Origin of the sequence: Winogradskyella sp. (assembly GCF_028289625.1) — a bacterium.
Taxonomy (GTDB): Bacteria; Bacteroidota; Bacteroidia; order Flavobacteriales; family Flavobacteriaceae; genus Winogradskyella.
The window spans coordinates 34395-58367 of sequence record NZ_JANQOM010000063.1; the positions used below are offsets into that span (position 1 = coordinate 34395).

Here is a 23973-nt window from a genome sequence, read left to right on the forward strand (position 1 = left end):
CATTTGTCACTGAAACCATGAGCCTCACACTGGTGAGGCTCTTTAAATAACTAAATTAAAATGAAACTAAAGCAACATACAATAAAGCGTCTAAAAGGTAACTATGGAAGTTGGTCTCTCATTACTGGCGCAACTTCTGGAATAGGCAGAGAATTAGCTCTTAAATTGGGTGAATCGGGTTTTAATCTAGTCATTACTGGGCGAAGAAAAAATTTATTAGACGCATTGAAACAACAACTTGTTGAAGCATACAAAGTTGACGTAGTTGCGATAGCTGGTGATTTATCGGCAGAAATTGATGTTATACATTTGATAGAAGAAACGGAACATTTGAATTTAGGAATTGTTATTCTAAATGCAGGTTTTGGAACATCCGGTAAGTTTATCAATTCCAATCTCGATGATGAATTAAATATGCTTAATCTTAATTGCAAAGCGGTATTGATTTTAACACATCACTATGCTAATAAAATGAAAAGTTTATCAAATAAAGGAGCTATTGTCCTATTAAGCTCAATGGTGGCTTTCCAAGGTGTTCCCAACGCTACGAATTATGCAGCCACAAAAGCTTATGTTCAATCATTGGGTGAGGCACTTCATTTAGAGTTTAAATCCGAAGACATTGATGTACTATGTGCGGCACCAGGACCCGTTGAAACTGGGTTTTCAGCCAGAGCAGATATGAAAATGAATAGTGCATCGAACCCAAAAGATATCGCAACATCAATTATAAAAGCCATAGGAAAAAAATCTACTGTATTTCCCGGACTGCTCACCAAGTTTTTAGTTTATAATTTGAGAATGACCCCGAGGTGGGGTAAAATTCGTATTATGGGAAAAGTTATGCAAGGATTCACAAAGCACCAAATAAAATAAATGATGAAAAAAAGAATTCTAATTATTACGAGTCTCTTTGTAATTTCAATTTTTATTTATGCCAATATTCAAATGAATCAGGATAATCCAAAAGTACTAGAACCTTTACTAGTTGAAGTCGAAAATGCCATTCAATATAGAGATCAAAAAGATCCTGAAGTATCCAAAGTCGATGTGGCTTGGCAACTCGATCATATTTTAAAGACCATTAATAGAATCACTGAAGCTTTGGAAGCCTCCAATCCAAGTGACTATTCCAATTCAATAAATGCAGCACGTATTTTTTCCTTAACCGCTGGTTATATTCCAAGAGGAAGAGCGCAATCGCCAGATGTAGTGAGACCACCAGAAGTTATTCTGACAGAAGATATCTATGTACAATTACAAGAAGCTAGAGCCAATATCAATACCCTCAATATACTCGATGAGAATACTAATTTTGAACATCCCTACTTCGGTCAACTTAGTAAAGCGCAAGCCATAAGATTTATGGAAGTACATACCAAGCATCATTTAAAGATTGTGGATGATATTTTAGAAGACAATAATTGAAATATCCTTAACTAGTAAATATTAATTTCCAATTTTTACTTAAAAATAATAATTAACTTTGAACTAACTTGAGTATTATGTCTTCATTTGAAATAAAAAAGATTTCTGAAAATTCTATTCTGTTAACCGGTTTATTAATTCTCTTTGGCTCAACTTATTTTTTTTCCTACTATAACGAGTTTAATATTAACTATTATTCATTAGCTAGTACTTCGGAAATCATATTTTCTTTTTTATCTATAATCATTCCAATAATAATTTTCATTTCTCTTTTTTTAGCTTTAAAACATGATTCATTTAAAAATTGGAACATCCTAAAGTATGTTTCTAAAATCAACCCAACATAATCTACTGCCCTTAATTTATTGATAAAAACTTTGATTTATCTTACTGTTATACCTTTAATCATAGTCTTTTCATTAATTATCTTTTTTGCTCCTATTCTAGGAACGTTACCAATGCCTGCAAAATTTACTTTGGATACAAACTTCTTGTATTTCTTATTGAACGACTTGATTGTACTTTCTGCACTCGTTGGGTTTTCTTATAGAATTCGCAAAAAAGAGAACCTGCAACTGATACAATACTTTTCAATTGTTGTCGCATTAGTCGTTTATTTTTCTATTCTTGGTAGTACAAGAGGCTATTTCGTAAAAAAAATTAATGGTTTAAAAGAAATAAGAATAACAACAGATAAAGAAATAAATTCTGATTTAGAAAATTATTTTTTTATTGGGCAAACAAACGAATACCTTATAATGTTTAATACACAGAAAGCTAACTCGATAATAATTAATAAGAAAAATGTTTCTTCATTTTCTCTTAAAAATAGATTTGATTAATAAAAATCCATTGTTTCTCATTTAAGTTTATTTTCTAGTTAAATTAAAGACATCTAGAACACATCTAGTTTATAGAAGTACATACCAAGCATCATTTAAAGATTGTGGATGATATCTTAAAGTAATAGGTTTTATTATAATCAATTTAGAAGTAGCTTTTTAAACTTTTGAATGAACACCACTACTTCTTTGGATGCACCAATTTCATCTCATCAATTAAATGTTTTGCACCTGCATACTTATCGATGATAAAGAGCACGTAGCGTAAATCGACCATAATATTTCTACATATTTCAGGGTCATAATAAATATCGCTCATTGTGCCTTCCCAAACACGGTCAAAATTTAAGCCTACTAAATTCCCTTGGGCATCTATAGCAGGGCTTCCAGAATTACCGCCAGTGGTATGATTGGTGCCTAGAAAACAAATAGGTAACTTCCCATTTTTATCTGCATATTGACCATAATCTTTGGCATTGTACAAATCTCTCAGTCTCTGAGGTACATCAAACTCATAATCACCAGGTACATATTTTTCTATAACACCATCTAAATAGGTTACGGGATTATAATAGACGGCATCCCTAGGTGCATAACCATTTACCTTTCCATAGGTAACACGCAAGGTGCTGTTAGCATCTGGAAAATAGCGTTCTCCAGGCATAACTTCCATCAACGCTTTCATATATGTGGTTTGAATTGCATTAATTTCAGTATTCAAACGCTGGAATTCTGGCTCATAGTTGGTATAAAACTGCATAATGATAGGCTTGGCATATTGATATGCAATATCAGAATTTAGCTTCGCAATAACATTTTCGGAATCACCTTCTAGAACTTTTAATGTTTTATCTAAATCCGTAAAATTGGTTCTGTCATAAATGGAAGCATCAACTTTATCTGGCATAAACAAAGGCATAACAGCTTTAAAAACCCCTTTGTCCACCTCTACGTTATAATTTTTGTGAATCCCCTTCATACGATTAATCGTACTCTCACGTGCTTTGTTAAAGGTGTCTTCTCCTCGTCGCGCAGACATTTCTAATTGAGCCAAACGCAGCATCATTTGCATAAGTTCATTAGTCCTTAAAAAGACTTCAATGAATTTTCCTCGCTTTACATTAATGGACTCAAACTCTTTATAAAGTCTATCGAATTCTGGCAATAGCATTCCATATTCACTTTCCTTTCCTTGTGCTTTTAACGCCTTGGTAAACTCTGCTTCGAATTGTCTTTTGATGTCTATGGCACCACTTTTTTCAATACCTAGATTTTCGCCTATCCACTTTTTCCATGCATTTGCAATTCTAGCTTGTTTTGACGCGTATTGAATTCTTATTTGGTCATCAGCTTTCATGTTGGCATCAATGACTTTTAAAGCCGCCTCTCTTATCGCAATATTCGATGGGTTTACTTTTTGTGTTATTTGCTCAATAGCTACAGCAGGGAGATATTCATTGGTTCGCCCCGGAAAACCAAATACCATGGTAAAATCCCCTTCTTCAATCCCATCCAATGAGACAGGTAAAAAGTGCTTAGGTTTATAAGGTACGTTGTTCTTGTCGTACTTAGCTGGTCGGTTATTCTTATCTGCATAAATTCTGAAAATAGAAAAATCGCCCGTATGCCTAGGCCAAACCCAATTATCGGTATCACTACCAAATTTACCAATACTGCTTGGTGGTGCTCCCACTAGGCGCACATCTTCAAAACGCTCTGTTACAAATAAATAATACTGATTCCCTTTGTAAAAAGGTCTTATTTTAATGCCTTGCCAAGATTCTTTTTTTGCATTCTTTTCAACACTATTTCTGTTTTTATCTATCTGTGATTGTTTTTCGCGAGGTGTCATACTGTCCGTTACATTCATCAACATCGCCTCTGTAACATCTTCAATCCTAACGATAAATTCTACGAATAAGCCTTCATTTGGAATTTCATCTTTTAAAGACATGGCCCAAAAACCATCCTTTAGATAATCATTCTCTAAAGATGAATGCGACTGTATTTGGCCAAACCCACAGTGATGGTTGGTCAGTAATAACCCTTTTGGAGAAATCACCTCACTAGTGCAACCACCATTAAAATGGCCAATGGCATCTTTAAGGCTAGAGTTGTTGACATCATAAATATCTTTTGCCGTTAGCTTGCTTCCTAGGCTCCGCATTTCGTCTTCGTTCATGCCTTCTAAAAGCGAAGGAATCCACATACCGCCTTGTTGTGCAGATACTTGTAATACAATAAAAAAGATGATAATTTTTAAGACTCTCATGGTATTTAGTTTTAGAACGTAAATATAAAAAAGAAAGGTCAAATCCATTTAATGATTTGGCACTTCAAGTCTTTCATTATTTATCCATTTTTTAACAAGGTCATTATTTGTTGTTATTTCGGCAAACACATAGATATTAGACCTAAAGCAAGGTGAGGTTTCCGCTAGTTCAATGACAACCTCATCATCGCAGTAACTTGAGTGCAAGAAGTAAAGTATTTTATCTTTTAAAATAATGTAACCAACATGATTATCCAATCCGACAAAATAAATCCCATCAGAGTAGGCGCTATTAATTCTCTTCTTTAACTCAATAAAACTTAGATTGGAATAGATTTTAAGATCTGATTTAGGTTGTAAAAGTTTAGCTTCATCTAAACCCGCAGCTTGTGCCATCTTATAACGATTTAGATTAAACCCTAAATGCTTTAAAGTTGTTGATACAAAATAACCACAGGCTATCTCTCCGTTATTCGGATTGTCTGTATGGCCATTAAAATCCCAAGTTGTACCGTACCAATGTGGAACAATATCATTTAATAGTTTTGAATAGATGTATTTTGATGCCGAATCTGATGCTTTAGCAGCATTGATTCTGTATAAGCTATTGAAGTAATTTCTGTCTGCATTGATTTCACTAATAATTGAAGTGTAATTGCCTTTTGGTGTAAAATTAACACCAAGCTTTAAAGAATCGATGTAGGGTTTTGTTAGCTTGCTACTTAGATAAACATCTATGTTTTCAGTAGTAATCACGTCCTTTTTTGATTCAGATTTACATCCAAACATTAAAAGTACTCCTATGACAAGTATTATTCTTTTCATACACCATAAGAACGTTAGAACTTTATTTTAATTATGAACAAAGAACCCTTTCTATTTCTAGAAAGGGCCCAATTAACTTAAAGCATTATGAAAATTAATCTTATTTTAGATTAAGACTCCCAAGGTCGTGAAATAAAAATTCTTTGGAATCGGTCATTGACACAAACAGGCCTTTTGGGAAAATACTCCCTAACGCCTGAGTAGTCACTTCACAACCATCGGTCTCTACAGTTCCAAGGTTTATTTCTTTTATAAATTCATTTGTTTTCCTATCAAATACACAAAAGGTATGAGCTTGCTGATTAGACACAATTAAAAACCCTGAATCATTAGTGTATTTAGCAATGGCGATACCTTCTATATCGCGACGAAAATGATCTGCCCCAAAACATGCCAGTTCTTCATTTCCCATTTTAGGGTCTGCATAATACTTTCTAATACAATGGTCTTCATCTGAATAATAGACGAATCCTAGCTCTTCATCTACGGCTATGGCTTCTATTTCTTTCTTTCCACTGAATTCCCCAAATTTCCTTACCAGTTTGGTTGCAAATCCCAAACTGTCAGAAACCAATTGGTATTGATATAGATAATTCTTTAAGGGGCCCTCCTTCCTGCCCACAATAATATAGGTTTTTTGGCTCTTTATGTTTTTGTAAAAGGCAATACCCATTGGTCTACGTTTAGTTACTTGGGATTCGTCTTCAAAAACCTTGAAACCACCTTTATCTAACATTTCCATATTAGGAATAGAGAACAACCGTATTTGATTTTTTGCTCTTTCGGTAAATGCCATCAAATCAATAGTTATTGAATCGTTTAATTTAAAGTCATATAAAACATCAACGTTATTAGGGTAACCTAAACCAGTTAATGATTTTTCCTTTATAATTTTTCCTTTTAAATCAAAAGCATAAACCCCACCGTTGACATCGTCTTTATCAGTACCAAAAACTATACTTTTTTCAGTATTATCTTTGTTAATCCAAATGGCTGGATCATCAGTGTCATTTAGTGTCTTTTCAGTAACCACAGCGGCCTTAATTTCTGGTAGTTTATGACCACAGGAATTAAAGACTACTGCAATTAAAATGATAACTAAAGCGTATTTACTTTTTCTTGAATAAATCATATTTCAATCCAAAAGTTATACGTTGACCATAATATTCGGCTTGCTGCGTTCTATTTCTTACGCCTTGGTAAAAACGTAAGGGCTGGTCGGTAATATTAAGAACATCAGCAAAAATCCTCAGATTAGGGGTTAGGGCGTAATTCATGTTGAAATCTAAAAAGAACTGTTCATCGTAGTACCTGTCGTCAAAAGGACCACCGCCAATTTCATCGATATAGGCATCAGAGTAATTTGCTGACAATCTTATATTGAATTTTTTATCATTATACGCTAAAGATCCATTGAACATGTTTGGTGACGTTCCCGGAAGATCCACATCTTCCCTAAAATCACCATCCTCATTAGCTATACCATCAGTACTTGAGGTTAAGTAGGTATAGTTAAGATATAGACTAAAATTTTTGAGGAATCCAGGAAGGAAATCCAACTGTCGTTGAAATGAAACCTCTGCTCCGAACACCGTAGCGCCTTCAGCATTTACAGGCTGAAAAGCATCAAAACCTGTATCGGCATCTTCGGTAATACGCACATAAATAAAATCATTGATATCCTTGAAGAATAGGCCTCCTGATAGAATCCCAACACTTTTAAAATAGTGCTCTGCCATAAGGTCAAAACCCATAGAAGTTGTTGCTTCCAAATCAGGATTCCCTAGAGAAATTTCCTCATCGGAGGCGACAATATCAACAGTTGGCACCAAGTCTTCATAATTTGGCCTTGCCAATGTATTGGTCCATGCAAAACGTAAAACCGTTTGAGCGCTCAAATCATACTTAAAATGAACAGAAGGTAAGACATTGGTATAAGAGCTTTCCGAATTTACTCGTTCGGCTTCATCAGGGTTAGTTATATCTTCCTCTACTAAAAATCCGGAAGAGCTTACATCTGTATTTTCAATACGAACACCAGCTAGAACCGATAATTTATCGGATAATTGCTGATTTGCCATAACGTAAGCAGCATAAACATTCTCTTCCACGTCATAGTTAACCGGTAGAAATTCATCAATAACGGGATCGCCTCCACTCAAGCTTAAACTTCCCAGCCACTCTGGGGTTGGAAAAAACCCTGCTTGATAGCGACTTCCTGCTAAGAAATCTGGATCAGAAAAATCACGAGTAGGAATGGAAGCCATAGTTGGAAAATCATCTTCCAAGTCAAATTCAAAGAAGTTATTGTCTCTAAGCTTATTTTTAAAGCGCCCTCGTAAACCAAACTTTACAAAACCATCGCCTTTATTAAATAAATCCGCAGGCAATTGAGCATTTAAGAATAAGTTGATATCCTCTTCCTCGGTATATTGGTTTTCTTCGGTAAGTTCATCAAATCCAAACTCACTAAGATTATTGTCATCGCCTTGAGTCACAGGTGACATAAATGGAAACTCAGGATCGGTGTTATCAACCATAACTTGATATTCTGAAGTGAATTGAGCATATCTTTCATTAAGACGCTCTTCTGATGCCTTGGCATAAGACCCTAGCCAATCTATTTTCATATTGCCTAGTAAGTGCTCACCTTGCAAGGTATAATTTTGCATCCGTTGATCTTCAAGACGTCTATTCTGGTTACGGTCATTATCTATACCAGCCTTGGTTTCTCGAGCCGCTTCTATCGGAAAGCGTGTTAAAGTGCCATTAGAATCAATGCTAAAATCCCCTGGTCCAATATCCTCGGCATCCAATAATTCTTGGGCAAATACATAACGGTTCTCACGGTCATCTCGCCAATTGTACATGGTACGCAGTTCAATCTTGTTATTGGCATCAAAGCGGTAATCAAAATTGGCTGAAAAACTGCGTCTTACACGTTGGATAATATAGGTACGCTGTTCAAATACATCGGTGTAAGGGTTGACATCCAATTCTACTTCTTCATCATTGGCGTCAGTAAAAGCAAATTCATTATCCCATTCCGCCTCAAAATTATCTGAACCAAAATCCGTATCATAAATAGCTGCTGAGAGCATCCAACCAAATTTGTTATCCTTAGAGCGATCACCATATATTAAGGTTCCATTTAATATTCGAGTGTCCGTAATAAGATTTAATCCTGAACCCAATGTCGCCGAAAGCCTAAAACCTTCTGGGGCAGAACGTGTAACCAAGTTTACGGAGCCACCAAGCGCGTCTCCATCCATATCTGGTGTTACCGCTTTATTGACCTCAATGGTTTGGATCATATCGGCAGGGATTAAGTCCATTTGTATATTACGGTTGTCACCTTCAGCTGATGGAATACGCGATCCATTTAAAGTCACGGAGTTCAATTGGGGAGCTAAACCCCTTACAATGATATCCCTTGCTTCACCTTGATCGACCTGCATCGTAATCCCTGGAATACGCTTTATAGCATCACCAATATTGGCATCTGGAAATTTACCAACTTGATCTGCAGATACGATGTTCGTAATATTTTGTTTGTTCTTTTGAATATTTAAGGCTTTTGCCTGTCCACCACTAAAACCTGTAAGAATAACACTATCGAGTTGCTCTGACTCACTTTTAAGCGTTATACTTATCTCTACAGTTTCATTTTCAATAACCTCGACTTCAATGTCCTGATCTGCATATCCCAAGTATTTTACTTTAAGTAGTTGCTTTCCAACCGGAACATTTTGTAAAAGAAACTCACCATCAATATCGGAAACTGTGCCCTTATTTGAATCTGTAACAGAAATTGTGGCATATGGTACAAGAATACCTTGCTCATCTGCAATAATACCCTTTACATTACCGGTTTGGGAAAAACCTAGAACTGAAAACAGTAGTAATGATAAATAAAAATAATGTTTCATTTTTTAGTTGATTTAGTTTATCACAAATGTAAATTGACACTTTAATTCTTACTTTTTCTATGTGTTAACAAAAAGAAAAAACGGAATGTTATTGCCATATAAAACATAGCAACATTTACCATTGCCTAACTTTTAATTAATGTTTTAAAAACACAGTTTAAAAGTCGAATAAATAATCCTGAAGGTCTTGCTGCGAATCTAGAGGAAGTTTTTTTCGAAGTCTATATCTAGCTATTCTCACACTATCTGGTGTAATATGAAGAATTTCAGCAATTTCTTTTGAAGATAGATTTAATCTAAGTAACATACACAAACGCATTTCAGAAGACGATAGCTTTTTCGTAGCCACATTTTTAATGCTCTCAAAAAAACTAGGATGAATACGACCAAAATATCCCATTAATTCGGTCCATTCGCTATTGTTGTTGAGATCGAATTCTATATCCCTAACCAATTCTTTAAGCTTTTTATTTATCAATTGACTATTTCTACCCTGTAGCTTTACAAGAGTCTTAGAGACACTCGATAGCAACTTATTTTTATGGGCAAGGTTAAGACTGTAATTAGTCAGTGATGACACCTTAATATCAATCTCTCTATTTAAGGCTTCTTCTTCTACAATTTTTTTGTCTAAATCAGCTTGTAAAAGTTGCTGTTTGTATTCAAAAATATGTTGTTCGTGTTTTCTTCGCTTTTTCCAGTAAATTAGCCCTATTATTAAAGTCATTAAAATCGCTATAGCAATAACCAGTATGACTTGTTTTTGTACTTTATTAATTTGATTCTGCTTATTGAGCAGTTTAACTTCTGCTTCTTTTTCTTTTACGCCATATAGTACCTCCATAGCACTAATCAATTGCATATTATTCTTTGCAAGTTCATCTTCATTGACAATACTTTGATTATTTAGGTAATCGAACGCTTTTTCAAAATCACCTAATTCAGCATACGTTTTCGATAAGTCCTTTAGAGCACTCACTTGCTGTGTCTGGTTATTATTCTCTTTTGCCATCAGCAATGCTTTTTGAGTCTGCTCAATGGCTTCATTATACCTTTTTGTTTTTCGATAGATATCACCAAGATTATTAGTAATATTTATTTGTAAATCACTATCACTATTTAAAGCATATTGAGATGCAACCATAAAATAATTATGAGCTAAATCGTATTGCTCAAGATCTTCATATATGCTACCAATACTTTCATTTGTTCTTGCCAAACCTGTACTATCATTTAAGGTTTTAAATATTGAAAGGCTTAAGTTTTGGTATTGCAAAGCATTTTCATAATCTCCTTGTTTTTCAGCTACGTTCCCCAGTAAAGTATTGGATACCGCTTTGCCCCTGAAATAATTAATTTGCGATGCGGCTTTTTGACTTGTTAAAGCGTGCTGCTTAGCGTCTTCATATTTATTTAAGTTGAGGTTAATCTTTGCCAGTACATTTTGAACATTAACCAAGACCATGTCTTCATATTTATGTATTTCTAAAAAGGCTTGGTAGTGCTTAGTGGCTTCACTGTATAATTTTAGCTGATTGAAGAAATTACCCAAATCGAGCTCAGCCTTAGCAATTTTAGACTTATCAAGCTGATTCTTGGCCGTTTCCAATTCGGTCTTTAGACGGTATAAGTCTTTATCTAATAAGACAGATGCCTCACTATTTGACTGCGCTTGTAAAAGTGGACAAAACGAAAGCACTAATAAGATGTAAAATATTTTCACCTGCTCATCAAATTAGTTAATCTAACAAGTAAATAAAATAATAATCCTAACATCTTAACTCATCTTTACTATATCATTACACTTCTATCTATTTAAGGGCGATTTAAATTTTACTTAACCTTTATGAAACGTTTTGTTGGCTTTTCATCTTGATTTACGCCTAAGTTGTAGTATATTTCAGAATGGTTTATAATTCAAAGCTCCCTAATGTAAGCACCACTATTTTTACGGTTATGAGTGCCTTGGCCAATGAGCATAATGCACTAAACTTATCGCAAGGCTTTCCTAATTTTTCGAGCCCTCAAAAGTTAAATAATCTTGTTGCTGACGCCATGAATAATGGCTATAACCAATACGCACCAATGGGAGGAAATCTCGATTTAAGAATCGCTGTTTCTAATAAGTATGATCAATTATACAAAAACACCTATCATCCTGAAAAAGAAATTACGGTAACCGCAGGTGCTACCCAGGCGATTTATACCATTATTTCGGCTTTTGTAAGACCTGGGGATGAAGTTATCATTTTTAAACCTGCTTATGATTGTTACCAACCTGCCATAGAAGTTAATGGTGGAAAAACAATTTCCATTCAGCTTTTGGCTCCAGATTACAAAGTCGATTGGCAAGAAGTAGACTCAAAACTATCTACAAAGACCAAAATGATTATCATTAATTCCCCTCATAATCCCAGTGGGACCATTTGGTCTAAAGACGATATGTTGCAACTTCAAAAATTAACCAAGGACACCGATATTATAGTACTTAGTGACGAAGTGTACGAACATATTATTTTCGATAAAGAAGCGCACCAAAGTGTTTGCTTATTTAACGACCTAAAAGAACGAAGCTTTATCACTGCCTCATTTGGCAAAACCTTTCACAATACAGGCTGGAAGATTGGGTATTGTTGTGCACAAGAGCATCTCATGTCCGAGTTTAGGAAAGTGCATCAGTTCAATGTCTTTTCAGTTAACCATCCTGCGCAGAAAGGGATTGCGGATTATATGCAAGATTCCGAGACTTACTTAAGTCTCAACATGTTTTTTCAACAAAAGCGTGATTTATTTTTGAATCTAATCTCGGAATCCCGCTTTAAGTTTAGACCATCCCAAGGCACTTACTTTCAAGTGTTGGATTATTCGAAAATCACGGATGAGCACGATGTGGATTTTGCTAAGCGTTTGACTAAGAATTTTAAAATAGCATCGATTCCACTTTCTGTTTTTAATGAGGCTGGCAGAGACGATAAGGTATTGCGCTTCTGTTTCGCAAAAACTGATGAAACTTTGATTAGGGCAGCTGAGATTTTATGTAGAATTTAAGTTACTTTTTGTACTTTTCTGTGTCTCAAGATTGAATCAAAATAAATGACATGAAATTTTACATTACAATCTTGTTCGTGACACTATCGTTAGTATCTTTTGCGCAAAAAATCGAAAAAGATGGGACGGTTTATGAAGTTAAAAAAGAGCGCATCTTCTTAAATGGTGAAGATGTAACGGAAATCCTTAATTCAGAAAAACGGTCTACCATTTTAAGGGAAGCAACAATGATTTCCAATACAATGAAGATTGAGGAAAAAGCAAACAAGAAGCTTGAAAAAGCAAACAAGAAGCTTGAAAAAGAAATAAAAAAAGCGGGAAAAAAGCAAAAGAGAGCTGAAAAAGCCCTACAAAAAGAGCAAAAACTTAAGGCCAATTACAAAAAAGCACAAGATAAACTGGCAAAAGCGGAAAAGAAGTATGGACGACTTAAAAATAAAGGAAAGTTGTCACCTGTAGATGAAAACAAATGGCTTAAAAAAATTGAAAAACTCACGGAAAAAGTAGAGAAAACAAAACGAAAATTATAAACAATGAGCAATTCCCTAACTGTTGCCATAATACAAACCAATTTAATTTGGGAAAACCCTAAAGCCAATCGAAACAATATTGAGGATAAGGTAAACACTATAAAAAATGTTGATCTTATTATTTTACCAGAAATGTTTACCTCTGGCTTTACTATGAATGCTGCTACAGTGGCCGAAACCATGGATGGCGAAACCATATCTTGGTTAAAACAATTGGCTAAAAAGCAACGTGCTGCCATTACAGGTAGTTTAGTGATTTCAGAAAATGGCAATTACTTTAACCGATTGGTTTTTGTAGAACCTTCAGGAAACATAATACATTACGATAAAAGGCACACTTTTACGCTTGCTGGTGAACATAAAGTCTACACTGCTGGGAAAGAAAAAGTGGTTTTTAACTACAAGGGCTGGAAAATATGTCCCTTAATTTGTTACGACTTACGCTTCCCTGTTTGGGCCAGAAATACAGAAAATTATGACCTTCTAATCTATGTTGCCAATTGGCCAAAAGTAAGGGTCAGTGCATGGGACGCATTGCTTAAAGCTCGTGCCATTGAGAATATGAGTTACTGCATAGGAGTAAATCGTGTAGGTTTGGACGGCAATAATTATGAATATACAGGACATTCTGCCGCTTATAATGTTTTAGGTCATCGTATGGACACGCTTCCTATACAAGAAGAGGCTGTAGAAATCATCATCCTAGAAATGGATCATATTAAAACATACAGAGAAAAGCTTGGCTTTTTAAAAGATCGCGATTATTTTAATCTAGAAGCGTAAACTCAATAATATTATCAAAACTAGCCCTAACCTCATCAATTTTTGGAGCATACGAAACACGTTCGGGTTGAATACCCAATAAATAATTACCTGAATCGTATTTACCATTACCATTGGTATCATATATAACCCTTAAGGCATAGGTCTTGGGCAATAAGTCAAAGAAATCAACAACTGGTGACTCTGTAGCATACTCTTCGTACAGAACATCGCCTTTATCGTTTACCAATTGCACTATCAAAGGAAACTTAGCATTAATTAAGTTAACCCTTATATTTCCATATTCAGATTTGTTTTTGGTTCTAAAGGTATAATCCAAAGTGTCTTTGTTTGTTTCTTCATAAAAGTCTGTAAATGTGCCTGGAAGCATTTTAAAAGAATACTTTTGTCCTTCTTCCATTTTAATTGGAAATTTATATCTGTTATACAAAGAATCGTATTCTACCTCATAATCTATTGCTAAAGAATCTTGATTTATCAATTTTATTTTTGATGTGTCAATCTTTGTTAATGGCATGTTAGCTTCAATTGTGAAATCGTCTTCAAAATTTAATGTCCCAGATGATATAGCTTTTAGTACTAAAGAATCCGAATCGAACTTTCTAAAACGATGTTTAAACGTATCGATATACTTTTCATTAGTCACTATAAAAAAAGTGGAATCTATTTCAAACTTAGGTTTATACCAATAATACAATGTATCCGTTTCTGTATCTTTGACTATCCTTGTCTTATAGCCTTCAGGTGTATCGCCAAGGACTCTTATACGCATAGATTCATAGTCTCCTTCGTAAGGAAAAGCGATTTTGGATTCACCTTCTTGCTTAGGTCTTAAAGCTTTAAAATTGACCTTTTCCTGAAATAATCTTAACCGATAGCTAGAATCCGTAGGTACCGTAATGTAAGCTTCTTTAAAGGCAATCTTTTCATTTTTTTGATTGAATTTAAAATTTCCATTATTGTCCTTTAAGGCAACAAGTTTGTAAGTTCCGGCTTTAATATTATCGATGCTAAATGTTGTAACGCTATCCAAGGTATTGGTGATGTATCTTGGCTTCTCTTTGTAGACAATAGAGTCAGTGTAGGTAGAATCTATCTCATACAACATTACAGAAACAAAAGTATCTGGTTTTTTAAGCAACGCATCTTCCACATAACCTTTCACTGAAAGTGAATCGATAGTATCGCCAGTAGAAAACACATAACGGTAGTAAGGGTACGGGTTCTCTTCATTATTATCCACAATACTTTCTCCAAAATTGAAAGCATAAGTAGTATTATCCTGTAAGGTATCTTGAATTTTTATGGTAATATACTTACTTGCCCCACTAGCCGGAGTAATTATTGGGTCGTTATCCATTGGAGGGGAAATGATAAGCTGTTGTCTTAAATCTTTTATTTTTACGTACTCATTAAAATAAATCCTGATTTCATCTGCTTTAAAATTAGTTAAGAAATTCTCTGGCTTTTCCTCTGTAATAACAGGAGGGTCAACATCTTGTTCACCACCAGATGGTGTACCACGATTGGCACAACTGGCCAAGATAACGGCAAAGAAAACAACTTTTAAAATTCGTGTTACGAACAGTAGCATTAACTCAAAACTATTTTGCACAAAGAAACAATTTTAAGTTTACAAACGAAAAAATCAATCGGCAATTGCCATTGTTGCTAGACTTAACTTAATATTGTCAATTTTTAACAGTTCCGTTGTACAGGCTTCGACAGTAGCACCTGTAGTAATAATATCATCAACCAATAGAATATGCTTCCCTATTAAAGAGGCATTTTCCGAAATGGCAAATACAGCTCCTTCGTCATTCCAGCGAGATAATCTGCCCTTAAAAACTTTAGTCTTTGTTGATTTAGTTTTTATAAGCACTGAATCATTATATTCTGCATCAAGTACTTTGGCAATTTCTTTTCCGAATTTAGAAACCTGATTATAGCCTCGTTTTCGTAATTTAGTTTTATACAAAGGAATCGGCACAACAACATCTATGTGTTTATAATCTTCAATAGATTTAAGTTCTGCCCCAAGCCATTTTCCTAGAAAACTACCAATATGTTCATGCCCTCTATACTTAAGATTATGAAGTAATTGCTGCACTATTCCCTTTTTTGAAAAATGTAAAAGTGCTGTTGCATTTTCGAGTTTTATTCGCCCATAAACTATCTTTTTAACAACTTTGGAATTATCAAAATGAAAGTTGGTTACAGGCAATTGATGTCTGCAGGATATGCATACCACTACCTCATTATCCGTTAAAACATTATTACATGCTTCGCAGACATTTGGGAAAAATAAGTTCAACAAATTTTTTACCACTTAATCGAATAAAATAAAAATGCACTCTAATATACTCTAATTTCGCATTCAACTAAGAAAATTAATGATGATAGTTAACCCTCAACTATTTAACTACAGATTAATTATAAGTTCTTTATTGGTCGTTTTAACAGTTTTGGGAATCTATAGTTTCAATAACTATAAATCCATTAAATCCTACGAAGAATTCCTAAAACAAGAAAAGCTTTTGATAGAAAAAGAGCTATCAGAAATGCTTAACAGTTATGATGATCTGAGCCAAGATTATGATCTTATGTCTTCACAGCTCCAAGAAGCAAAATTAGAAGCTAAAACTGCTTTAGATTCTTTGAGATTATTAAAAAGTGACTTATCAATAATCACTAGATTTAAAGACCAGCTTTTGGTATTAAAAACCAAAAGTAAGGTGCTTCTCGCTACAGTAGATTCTCTTAATTCTGCTAATCTTAAATTACAGAAAGAGAAGCGTTACGCCATGAATAAAATCGAGAAAAACACCTTAACTATCAATGCGTTAGAGGAGGCCAATGACGCTCTCAATAAAACCATAGATGAAGCCGCAGTTTTGAAAGCAAATGGTGTAGACGTTACGACCTTTAAAATTAATAATTCCAAAAAGAAAGCAACTTCAAGAGCCCGACGCGTTAATGCTATGGATGTGTGTATTTATCTTACCGAAAACCCGTTGACCGAGAAGGGGAAAAAGGAGATTTACCTCCAGATTGTAAGTCCGGATAACAATATCATTGCTGATAAAGGTGAAGTGTTTTTTAACAACACATCATTAATCTACAGTAAAAAAGAGATTATTAACTTCAATAACAAAGACTTAGATATTTGCACTACTGTTGCGACATACAAGGAAGACAGGCCTCTTGAAAAAGGCACTTATTTTATAAATGTGTTCCATAAGGATAGAAAGCTAGGAAGTACAAGTATTCAGTTAAAGTAATTTCACTTTATAAATTTTATGAAACCGCTTGTTAATTTGAGCGGTTTTTTATTTTTGCAACATGGCAAACGAAGACAAATTCAAAAAAGTAATCTCTCATGCAAAAGAGTATGGTTACGTTTTTCAAAGTAGCGAAATTTACGATGGTTTAAGTGCCGTTTATGACTATGCACAAAATGGTGCTGAATTAAAGAACAATATTAGAAACTATTGGTGGAAAGCCATGGTACAAATGCACGATAATATTGTAGGTATCGATGCGGCTATATTTATGCACCCAACCACTTGGAAAGCCTCTGGCCACGTTGATGCTTTTAACGATCCTTTGATAGACAATAAGGATTCTAAAAAGCGTTACAGAGCTGATGTATTGGTTGAAGACTATTGTGCAAAGATTGAGGCTAAAATCAACAAGGAAGTTAAAAAGGCAGAAAAGCGTTTTGGTGATGCTTTTAATAGAGAAGAATTTGTCACCACTAATGGTCGTGTACTTGGCTACCAAGAAAAAATAGATACTATTCTGAAACGTCTGGGGAAATCCCTAGAAAATGAAGATTTGGCAGACGTTAAAGCTTTGATAGAGGAACTAGAGATTGCAGACCCAATGACTGGAAGTCGTAATTGGACAGACGTTAAACAATTTAATTTAATGTTTGGAACCAAGCTAGGGGCTTCTGCAGAGACAGCTATGGAATTGTACTTAAGGCCAGAAACAGCTCAAGGTATTTTTGTCAATTTCCTAAATGTTCAAAAAACTGGGCGCATGAAGATTCCTTTTGGAATTGCCCAAACAGGTAAAGCTTTTAGGAACGAGATTGTTGCCAGACAATTCATTTTTAGAATGCGCGAGTTTGAGCAAATGGAAATGCAATTCTTCATTAAACCTGGCACACAAAAAGAATGGTTTAATTACTGGAAGGAAACACGCTTAAAATGGCATAAATCCCTTGGTATGGGAGATGATAATTATCGTTTCCATGATCACGAAAAATTAGCACATTATGCCGACGCTGCTACAGATATAGAGTTCAATTTCCCATTTGGATTTAAGGAACTAGAGGGTATCCACTCGCGTACTGATTTTGACTTAAGCAAGCACGAAGAATACTCTGGTAAAAAATTGCAGTATTTTGACCATGAAGCAAAAGAAAGCTACACTCCTTATGTATTAGAGACATCAATTGGATTGGATAGAATGTTCTTAGCTTTATTCTCTAATAGCTTACAAGAAGAAACTTTAGAAGATGGTAGCGAAAGAACCGTTTTAAAACTACCTGCTGTACTAGCGCCAACTAAAGCTGCAATTTTACCTTTAGTAAGAAAAGATGAGGCCTTAACCGAAATGGCTAAAGCTATTGTTGAGGATCTTAAGTGGGAATTTAATGTCGCTTATGACGAAAAGGATGCTATAGGCAGACGTTATAGAAGACAAGATGCCGTCGGGACGCCATTCTGTATTACTGTCGATGGTGAAAGTATAGAAAACCATACCGTTACACTTCGTTATAGAGACACGATGGAACAGAAACGTATTAAGATTGAAGAACTAAGACATTTAATAAAAGCCGAAGTGGATGTAAAACACTGGCTGATGAAGATGTCGTAGTTTTTTAATAACTATACGATATTCCCAGTACATCCATGAGAGAACTAAACGACTTTTTAACTTTAATTGATAGCTACATAGGCAGTGCGGCTTGGTTTCCTTATGTATTGCTTGGTACAGGTCTATTCTTTACAATTTATCTTAAATTTCCTCAAGTTCGGTATTTTCGTTTTGCACTACGTGTCGTTCGCGGTAAATATGATAAAGCAGAGCATGAAGGAGACACGAATCATTTTCAAGCCCTAACAACAGCATTATCAGGAACCGTAGGTACAGGAAATATTGCCGGTGTGGCACTGGCCATTCACATTGGTGGTCCTGCAGCGGTTTTCTGGATGTTAATGACTGCAGTAGTTGGGATGTGTACCAAATTTGTAGAAGTAACACTATCTCACAAATACCGAGAAAAAGCTGAGGATGGCAGTATGGCCGGTGGCCCTATGTACTACATGAAGAACAAACTAAATATGAAGTGGCTTGCCGCAATCTTTGCTTTTGCCACAATACTTTCTTCTTTTGGAACAGGGTCATTACCACAGATCAATAGTATTTCGGCTTCATTGAATGCTACTTTTGGCTTGAATGAAATGTTAGTTGGTGGTGTACTGGCCATCTTGCTTGGATTGGTTATTATAGGAGGTATAAAACGAATAGCTGCAGTTACTTCAAGGCTAGTCCCTACTATGGCCTTTATATACCTCATTGGTGCGTTAGCTGTTATTTTTTACAATTATGAGAATATCATTCCATCTTTTGTTTCCATTTTTTCCGACTTATTCACAGGCTCAGCTGCCTCAGGAGGATTTTTGGGTGCCAGCATCGCCTTTGCATTTAACAAAGGGGTAGGTCGAGGGCTTTTCTCAAATGAAGCTGGGCAGGGAAGTGCTCCAATTGCACATGCAGCAGCAAGAGCCAAGCAACCTGTTTCTGAAGGCCTTGTGGCTATCTTAGAACCCTTCATCGATACTATTTTTATCTGTACCTTAACTGCTATGGTACTATTATCCTCTGGAGTATGGACAGAAAAGCTCGATAATCAATTTGATTATGTGGATATGGAAATCCTAGATGGTATGTACTCTGATGCTACTGAAGAAGGAAGGATTACTTTAGGCAAGCATATCAGCCAGGAAGATCCTATACCGCTTTATAATGGTAAGCTAACTATTGTTGATGGAAGAATTAAGGAAAAGATTTCTGTAATCAATGCACGATCATTGGCTGAGAACATACTTGTAAAACGAGACTTGGAGCTCATATCAGAAGAAATAACTGTCCTTAATGGCAAACCTGAGGATTTATCTATAAATTTTGAAGGTCGATCATTAGTACATAGTGCCCCTCTCACTGCAGAGGCTTTTACCAGAAGTTATTTTGGAGAATATGGGAAATATATAGTTTCAATCGGGCTCTTATTGTTTGCATTCAGTACAGCAATAAGTTGGTCTTATTATGGCGGAAGAGCCATGACCTATTTGTTAGGGTCCAAATCCGTAGTGTATTATCGCATAATTTATGTGATAGCCTTTTTTGTGGCCTCTTTTGCAGATACCACGGTAATATGGACACTTTCAGGAATTACCATTGCACTCATGACGTTACCCAATCTTTTTGGCATACTTATGTTACGTAAAGATATGAAAGCCACCGTTGCCGATTATTGGAATACCTTTAAAAAAGACTGGCCGAACGAGTCTACCCCTGAATAATTGAGAGGGTTAAAATATACTCTAGGACAAAAACGCATTAAGCTTAAAGAATTAAAAAGCTTAATAAAAAACATAGTGACTATAAATCACTTGCTGATTAAGATGAAGTAAAATACCTTAGAAAGGTTTGGCTTTGACCCTAGTTAAATAAGATGAGCTTTTTTAAATTTTCTCCCCTAAAAGAATTATTTTTACTTGCACACTAATCAACCTTTGTTTCAAAAACCTTCAACTATGAAAAGTAAATATCTTTTATTTTATACCATTCTTCTTTTTTTTTCAGTAACTTCTTCTTTCGCACAAACCAACAAAAAACAGAAAGAATCTCAAAAGGCCATTTCTTATGGTAAGATGCAATTGATTCGTACTGTTCCTAGCATTGCTGATCAAATAAAATCCGGCACATTTATTCCCGCTGAATATGAAGGAGAAATCGAAGCACCTCCAAAAAGGCGCCATGGTAATAGGGTGGTTCCCGGTAAAGGGTCAGATCTTGATGATCCTGCAAGACAAACTAATCTTCCAACAAGACAGGGAAGAGCTCCTGAATTTGTTTTTACTGCAGATGACACACCACAGGCAGGTGTAACTGATCCCACTGGAGCTGTTGGTCCAAATCACTATTTGGCAGCTTGGAATGTTGGATTTAGAATTTTCGATAAAACTGGTAATCCTTTAATACCAGAGGCAAGTTTAGGAACCATATTGACTGGCAACACTACTGGAGATCCCATAGTACTTTATGACCCATGGGTAGATCGATACATAATAACTGAATTTGATAATAACCCTAACGGTTTTGAAATGGCTATTTCTCAAGGGCCAGATCCAGTAAATGATGGCTGGTTTGTTTATATTAATACATTTCCTACCCCTGCATTCCCGGATTATACTAAATTTTCTATTTGGTCAGATGGTTATTATGTTACCGCAAATATTTTTGGTGGTGCTACAAACGAGGGTGTTTGGGTTGTAGAAAGAGATAAAATTATATTAGGTGAGCCAGCGCAATATGTTGGTCTTCCGCTTACAGGATTAGAAGATAATGGCTTTTATAGCCCTCAAGGGTTTAATGTTACAAATGGGGAATTGCCTCCACCTGGAAACTTTCCTGTAGTTTACATGCAAGATGATGCATGGGCTGGTGTTTCGAATGATCACTTAAAAATATGGACAGTTAACGTAGACTGGGATAATATCTCCAACTCTACAATATCAGCACCTGTAGAACTTGGATTAGGTGATGGAGTAAGTCCTTTTACCTCAGTATTTGATGGGGGTGGATTTTCAAACTTATCACAACCTAATGGTGGGGTTCCTGTAGATGCCTTACAAGCCATAATTATGAACCAAGCGCAATACAGACGCTTTTGTGACTACAATTCGGCCGTTTTCAATTTTGTTGTTGATACTCAAGCAGGTCCTTCTGAACTTGCAGGTGTGAGATGGTATGAATTAAGGCAGACTATTGATGGAGGTCCTTGGACCGTATACCAAGAGGGTACTTATACTGTTCCTGGTGGAGTAAGAGACGCTTTTTCGGCAAGTATGGCCATGGACATCTATGGGAATATCGGGATGGCCTATACATCTGTGGGCACTAATCCTGGCGAAGAAATTTCAATAAGATATACTGGCAGACTTGCTGATGATCCACTTGGAGATATGACCATAGGCGAGGAACTTATTTTTCAGAGCACGGCAAATAATCCCGGTGTTAGGCTAGCAGACTATGTACATTTAACTGTTGATCCTTCAGATGATGCTACGTTTTGGCATATTGCCGAAGTATTTATGCCACAAAGATCTGACGTTGTTGGTGTTTTTAAAATTGATGATAGCGAACCTAATGATGCTGCAATAATAAGTGTCGATTCACCTATTAGCTCTACTCTATCTAATGCAGAAACTATAACAGTCACTATAGAGAATTATGGCAATAATACCTTAACAAGTATACCCGTTAGCTACGCTATTAATGGAGGTGCTAATGTTAACGAAACATGGACTGGTAGTTTAGCGCCTGGAACAACGGTACAATATAGCTTTACACAAACGGCCGATTTATCTAGTGGAGGTGAATTTGAAATTGAGACTAGAACAAACATTGGTGCAGACACTGCCCCACAAAATGATTGTTTTGGTAAAACCGTCACCAATATATCGCCTAACGACATAGGTATTACAGCTATCACTTCACCTCTTTCAAGTGTACTTGGTAATTCGGAACAAATAACGGTCACTGTCACTAATTTTGGTGGAGCTCCACAGACAAATTTCCCAATCACCTATACAATTAATGGCGCAGGTTTAGTTACTGAAACTTTTACTGGAACTCTTGCTGTTGGTGAGTCTGTACCATACACCTTTAGTGCAACTGCCGACCTATCTGTAACAAACCAAACATATCTTATAGAATCTTGCACAGCATTGGCTTCTGATGAAGATATGTCTAATGATTGCACCAGCGAAACAGTTACCAATATATTGGTACTTTGCATGCCCGAAGCTACTTCTGGTTGTGGAGTAGATGGCATTAAGCGTTTTATTCTTGAAGATATAGATGCCGATGACGGAGGTAGCGGCTGCAATACAGAGCCTAGTTCCTCACCTCAAGGGTATGCCGATAGAAGAAACCTGTCTACGGACTTAGACAGAAGTATTGGGAACAACTCTTACACAATAGAAGCACAACAGAATTGGACTAATGGTATTGGTGTAGAGGTATTTTCCGTTTGGATAGATTTTGATGATAGCGGAACATTTGAAGATTCCGAACGACTAATCTCTGGTGAGTTTTTTACAGCAGCTGGAAGTTTGAGTAATTTCACCCTTAATATTCCTGTCGATGCCAATTTAGGGCCTCATACGCTAAGGGCAAAAGCTATTGATGGTTCAGCATCTGGCGACATACTAAACCCTTGTACCAATTTTGCTTGGGGAGAAGTACATGACTATACCGTTAATATAGTAGATTCGACTTTAAGTGTTGATGATTTTGAATTAGAAAATAGTTCTTTCACCATAATTACTTTACCAAATAACCAATTTAAAATTGACTTAAAGACATTGTATTCTGGCCCTATTACATTTAAACTGTTTAACACGTTAGGTCAACAGCTTGTATTTAACAATATCTCAAAACAAGGTGATGTATACACATATGATTTAGACATGAGCTACGCATCTAGCGGAGTATATATTGTTAAAATAGGCATAGATAATAGCTTTAAAACAGGTAGAATCATCGTAAAATAATTAGCATTTTAAAATATAAAAGAGAAGTTTAATGCTTCTCTTTTTTTATATCTATAAGTTCGATAGGTTGAATAACATCGCACCTATATGGCATACGAAGTCGGCGATATTTATAATATATAATCATTGAGTCCTTTCTAAAAGGAAGGTATTTTTTTTCCTCCAAATTTATAGGGTCGAACTCAGAGTTTATCTCTCTATCAATAATGATATATGAGCACTGTGAATCACTAATATATTTCACCCTACCTATTGAATATCCTTCTTCTATTAGCGTTTTATTGACATCATTATTTTTTACAATGGACTCTCCCTTTGATTGTTTTTCTTCTCCAGTTTTAAACGTATTACAAGATTTTAAACTTATAATTAGAATTAAAATCGAAAGTCTCAATGGAATATTCATCATTTATAGATATTATAATCGATTAATAAATTTAGTCATTTAAGTATTTTGGTCGT

18 protein-coding genes are annotated in these 23973 nt (G+C 35.4%); 10 read left to right on the forward strand and 8 right to left on the reverse strand.

All coding sequences use genetic code 11. The annotated features are described in order from the left end of the window. Nucleotides 1–60 precede the first annotated feature (60 nt). The 3 genes from Q0992_RS12680 (at nucleotide 61) to Q0992_RS12690 (ending at nucleotide 2270) form a co-directional block, all read left to right on the forward strand. Nucleotides 61–876 (forward strand): SDR family oxidoreductase, encoded by an 816-nt coding sequence (locus Q0992_RS12680; protein WP_299524907.1) that lies wholly within the window; start codon nucleotides 61–63, stop codon nucleotides 874–876. Next, nucleotides 877–1428, forward strand: a complete 552-nt coding sequence (locus Q0992_RS12685; protein ID WP_299524910.1) for a DUF1569 domain-containing protein — start codon at nucleotides 877–879, stop codon at nucleotides 1426–1428. 377 nt (nucleotides 1429–1805) lie between these two features. Continuing rightward, complete coding sequence (locus Q0992_RS12690) at nucleotides 1806–2270, forward strand: hypothetical protein (RefSeq protein WP_299524913.1); 465 nt, start codon at nucleotides 1806–1808, stop codon at nucleotides 2268–2270. Between the two features lie 181 nt (nucleotides 2271–2451). Here Q0992_RS12690 and Q0992_RS12695 read toward each other — a convergent pair whose 3' ends face one another. The 5 genes from Q0992_RS12695 to Q0992_RS12715 form a co-directional block, all read right to left on the reverse strand. Further along, on the reverse strand, nucleotides 2452–4542 hold the full coding sequence (locus tag Q0992_RS12695) for a S46 family peptidase (RefSeq protein ID WP_299524916.1): 2091 nt from the start codon (nucleotides 4540–4542) through the stop codon (nucleotides 2452–2454). A gap of 48 nt (nucleotides 4543–4590) precedes the next feature. Then, the gene (locus tag Q0992_RS12700) at nucleotides 4591–5367 is read right to left on the reverse strand and encodes a hypothetical protein (protein ID WP_299524919.1); all 777 of its coding nucleotides are present in this window, start codon (nucleotides 5365–5367) and stop codon (nucleotides 4591–4593) included. Nucleotides 5368–5467: 100 nt separating this feature from the next. Further along, on the reverse strand, nucleotides 5468–6499 hold the full coding sequence (locus Q0992_RS12705) for a phytase (RefSeq protein ID WP_299524922.1): 1032 nt from the start codon (nucleotides 6497–6499) through the stop codon (nucleotides 5468–5470). Beyond that, nucleotides 6477–9296, reverse strand: coding sequence for a TonB-dependent receptor (locus tag Q0992_RS12710; RefSeq protein WP_299524925.1), 2820 nt, complete (start codon nucleotides 9294–9296; stop codon nucleotides 6477–6479). The genes Q0992_RS12705 and Q0992_RS12710 overlap by 23 nt, the downstream gene beginning before the upstream one ends. Nucleotides 9297–9453: 157 nt before the next feature. After that, a complete protein-coding gene (locus tag Q0992_RS12715) occupies nucleotides 9454–11019 on the reverse strand; it encodes a tetratricopeptide repeat protein (RefSeq protein WP_299524927.1) in 1566 nt (521 codons plus the stop codon). Nucleotides 11020–11201: 182 nt separating this feature from the next. Here Q0992_RS12715 and Q0992_RS12720 point away from each other — a divergent pair, with 182 nt between their 5' ends. From Q0992_RS12720 to Q0992_RS12730, 3 genes are read left to right on the forward strand one after another with little or no spacing between them, the layout of a single operon-like run. Next, nucleotides 11202–12344, forward strand: a complete 1143-nt coding sequence (locus Q0992_RS12720) for a methionine aminotransferase (protein ID WP_299524929.1) — start codon at nucleotides 11202–11204, stop codon at nucleotides 12342–12344. A 50-nt stretch (nucleotides 12345–12394) separates the two neighbouring features. Next, entirely contained in the window at nucleotides 12395–12874 is a 480-nt protein-coding gene (locus Q0992_RS12725; protein WP_299524931.1) for a hypothetical protein, read from the forward strand. Between the two features lie 3 nt (nucleotides 12875–12877). Then, nucleotides 12878–13657: an amidohydrolase gene (locus Q0992_RS12730; protein ID WP_299524934.1), complete on the forward strand. Its 780-nt coding sequence runs from the start codon at nucleotides 12878–12880 to the stop codon at nucleotides 13655–13657. On the opposite strand, the gene Q0992_RS12735 is transcribed toward Q0992_RS12730, so the two are convergent. Next, complete coding sequence (locus Q0992_RS12735; RefSeq protein WP_299524937.1) at nucleotides 13641–15251, reverse strand: Ig-like domain-containing protein; 1611 nt, start codon at nucleotides 15249–15251, stop codon at nucleotides 13641–13643. The genes Q0992_RS12730 and Q0992_RS12735 overlap by 17 nt on opposite strands. 54 nt (nucleotides 15252–15305) lie before the next feature. Beyond that, nucleotides 15306–15974, reverse strand: a complete 669-nt coding sequence (locus Q0992_RS12740) for a ComF family protein (protein ID WP_299524940.1) — start codon at nucleotides 15972–15974, stop codon at nucleotides 15306–15308. Nucleotides 15975–16050: 76 nt separating this feature from the next. Between Q0992_RS12740 and Q0992_RS12745 the strand changes: the two genes are divergently transcribed. The 4 genes from Q0992_RS12745 to Q0992_RS12760 all read left to right on the forward strand — a co-directional run bounded on the left by Q0992_RS12745 (nucleotide 16051) and on the right by Q0992_RS12760 (nucleotide 23511). Beyond that, on the forward strand, nucleotides 16051–16938 hold the full coding sequence (locus Q0992_RS12745; RefSeq protein ID WP_299524943.1) for a hypothetical protein: 888 nt from the start codon (nucleotides 16051–16053) through the stop codon (nucleotides 16936–16938). A 61-nt stretch (nucleotides 16939–16999) separates the two neighbouring features. Then, a complete protein-coding gene (locus tag Q0992_RS12750) occupies nucleotides 17000–18544 on the forward strand; it encodes a glycine--tRNA ligase (protein ID WP_299524946.1) in 1545 nt (514 codons plus the stop codon). A gap of 35 nt (nucleotides 18545–18579) precedes the next feature. Beyond that, on the forward strand, nucleotides 18580–20253 hold the full coding sequence (locus Q0992_RS12755) for a sodium:alanine symporter family protein (RefSeq protein WP_299524949.1): 1674 nt from the start codon (nucleotides 18580–18582) through the stop codon (nucleotides 20251–20253). Nucleotides 20254–20487: 234 nt separating this feature from the next. Continuing rightward, nucleotides 20488–23511: a GEVED domain-containing protein gene (locus tag Q0992_RS12760; RefSeq protein ID WP_299524952.1), complete on the forward strand. Its 3024-nt coding sequence runs from the start codon at nucleotides 20488–20490 to the stop codon at nucleotides 23509–23511. Between the two features lie 28 nt (nucleotides 23512–23539). Here Q0992_RS12760 and Q0992_RS12765 read toward each other — a convergent pair whose 3' ends face one another. Beyond that, the gene (locus tag Q0992_RS12765) at nucleotides 23540–23920 is read right to left on the reverse strand and encodes a hypothetical protein (protein WP_299524955.1); all 381 of its coding nucleotides are present in this window, start codon (nucleotides 23918–23920) and stop codon (nucleotides 23540–23542) included. Nucleotides 23921–23973: the final 53 nt, after the last annotated feature.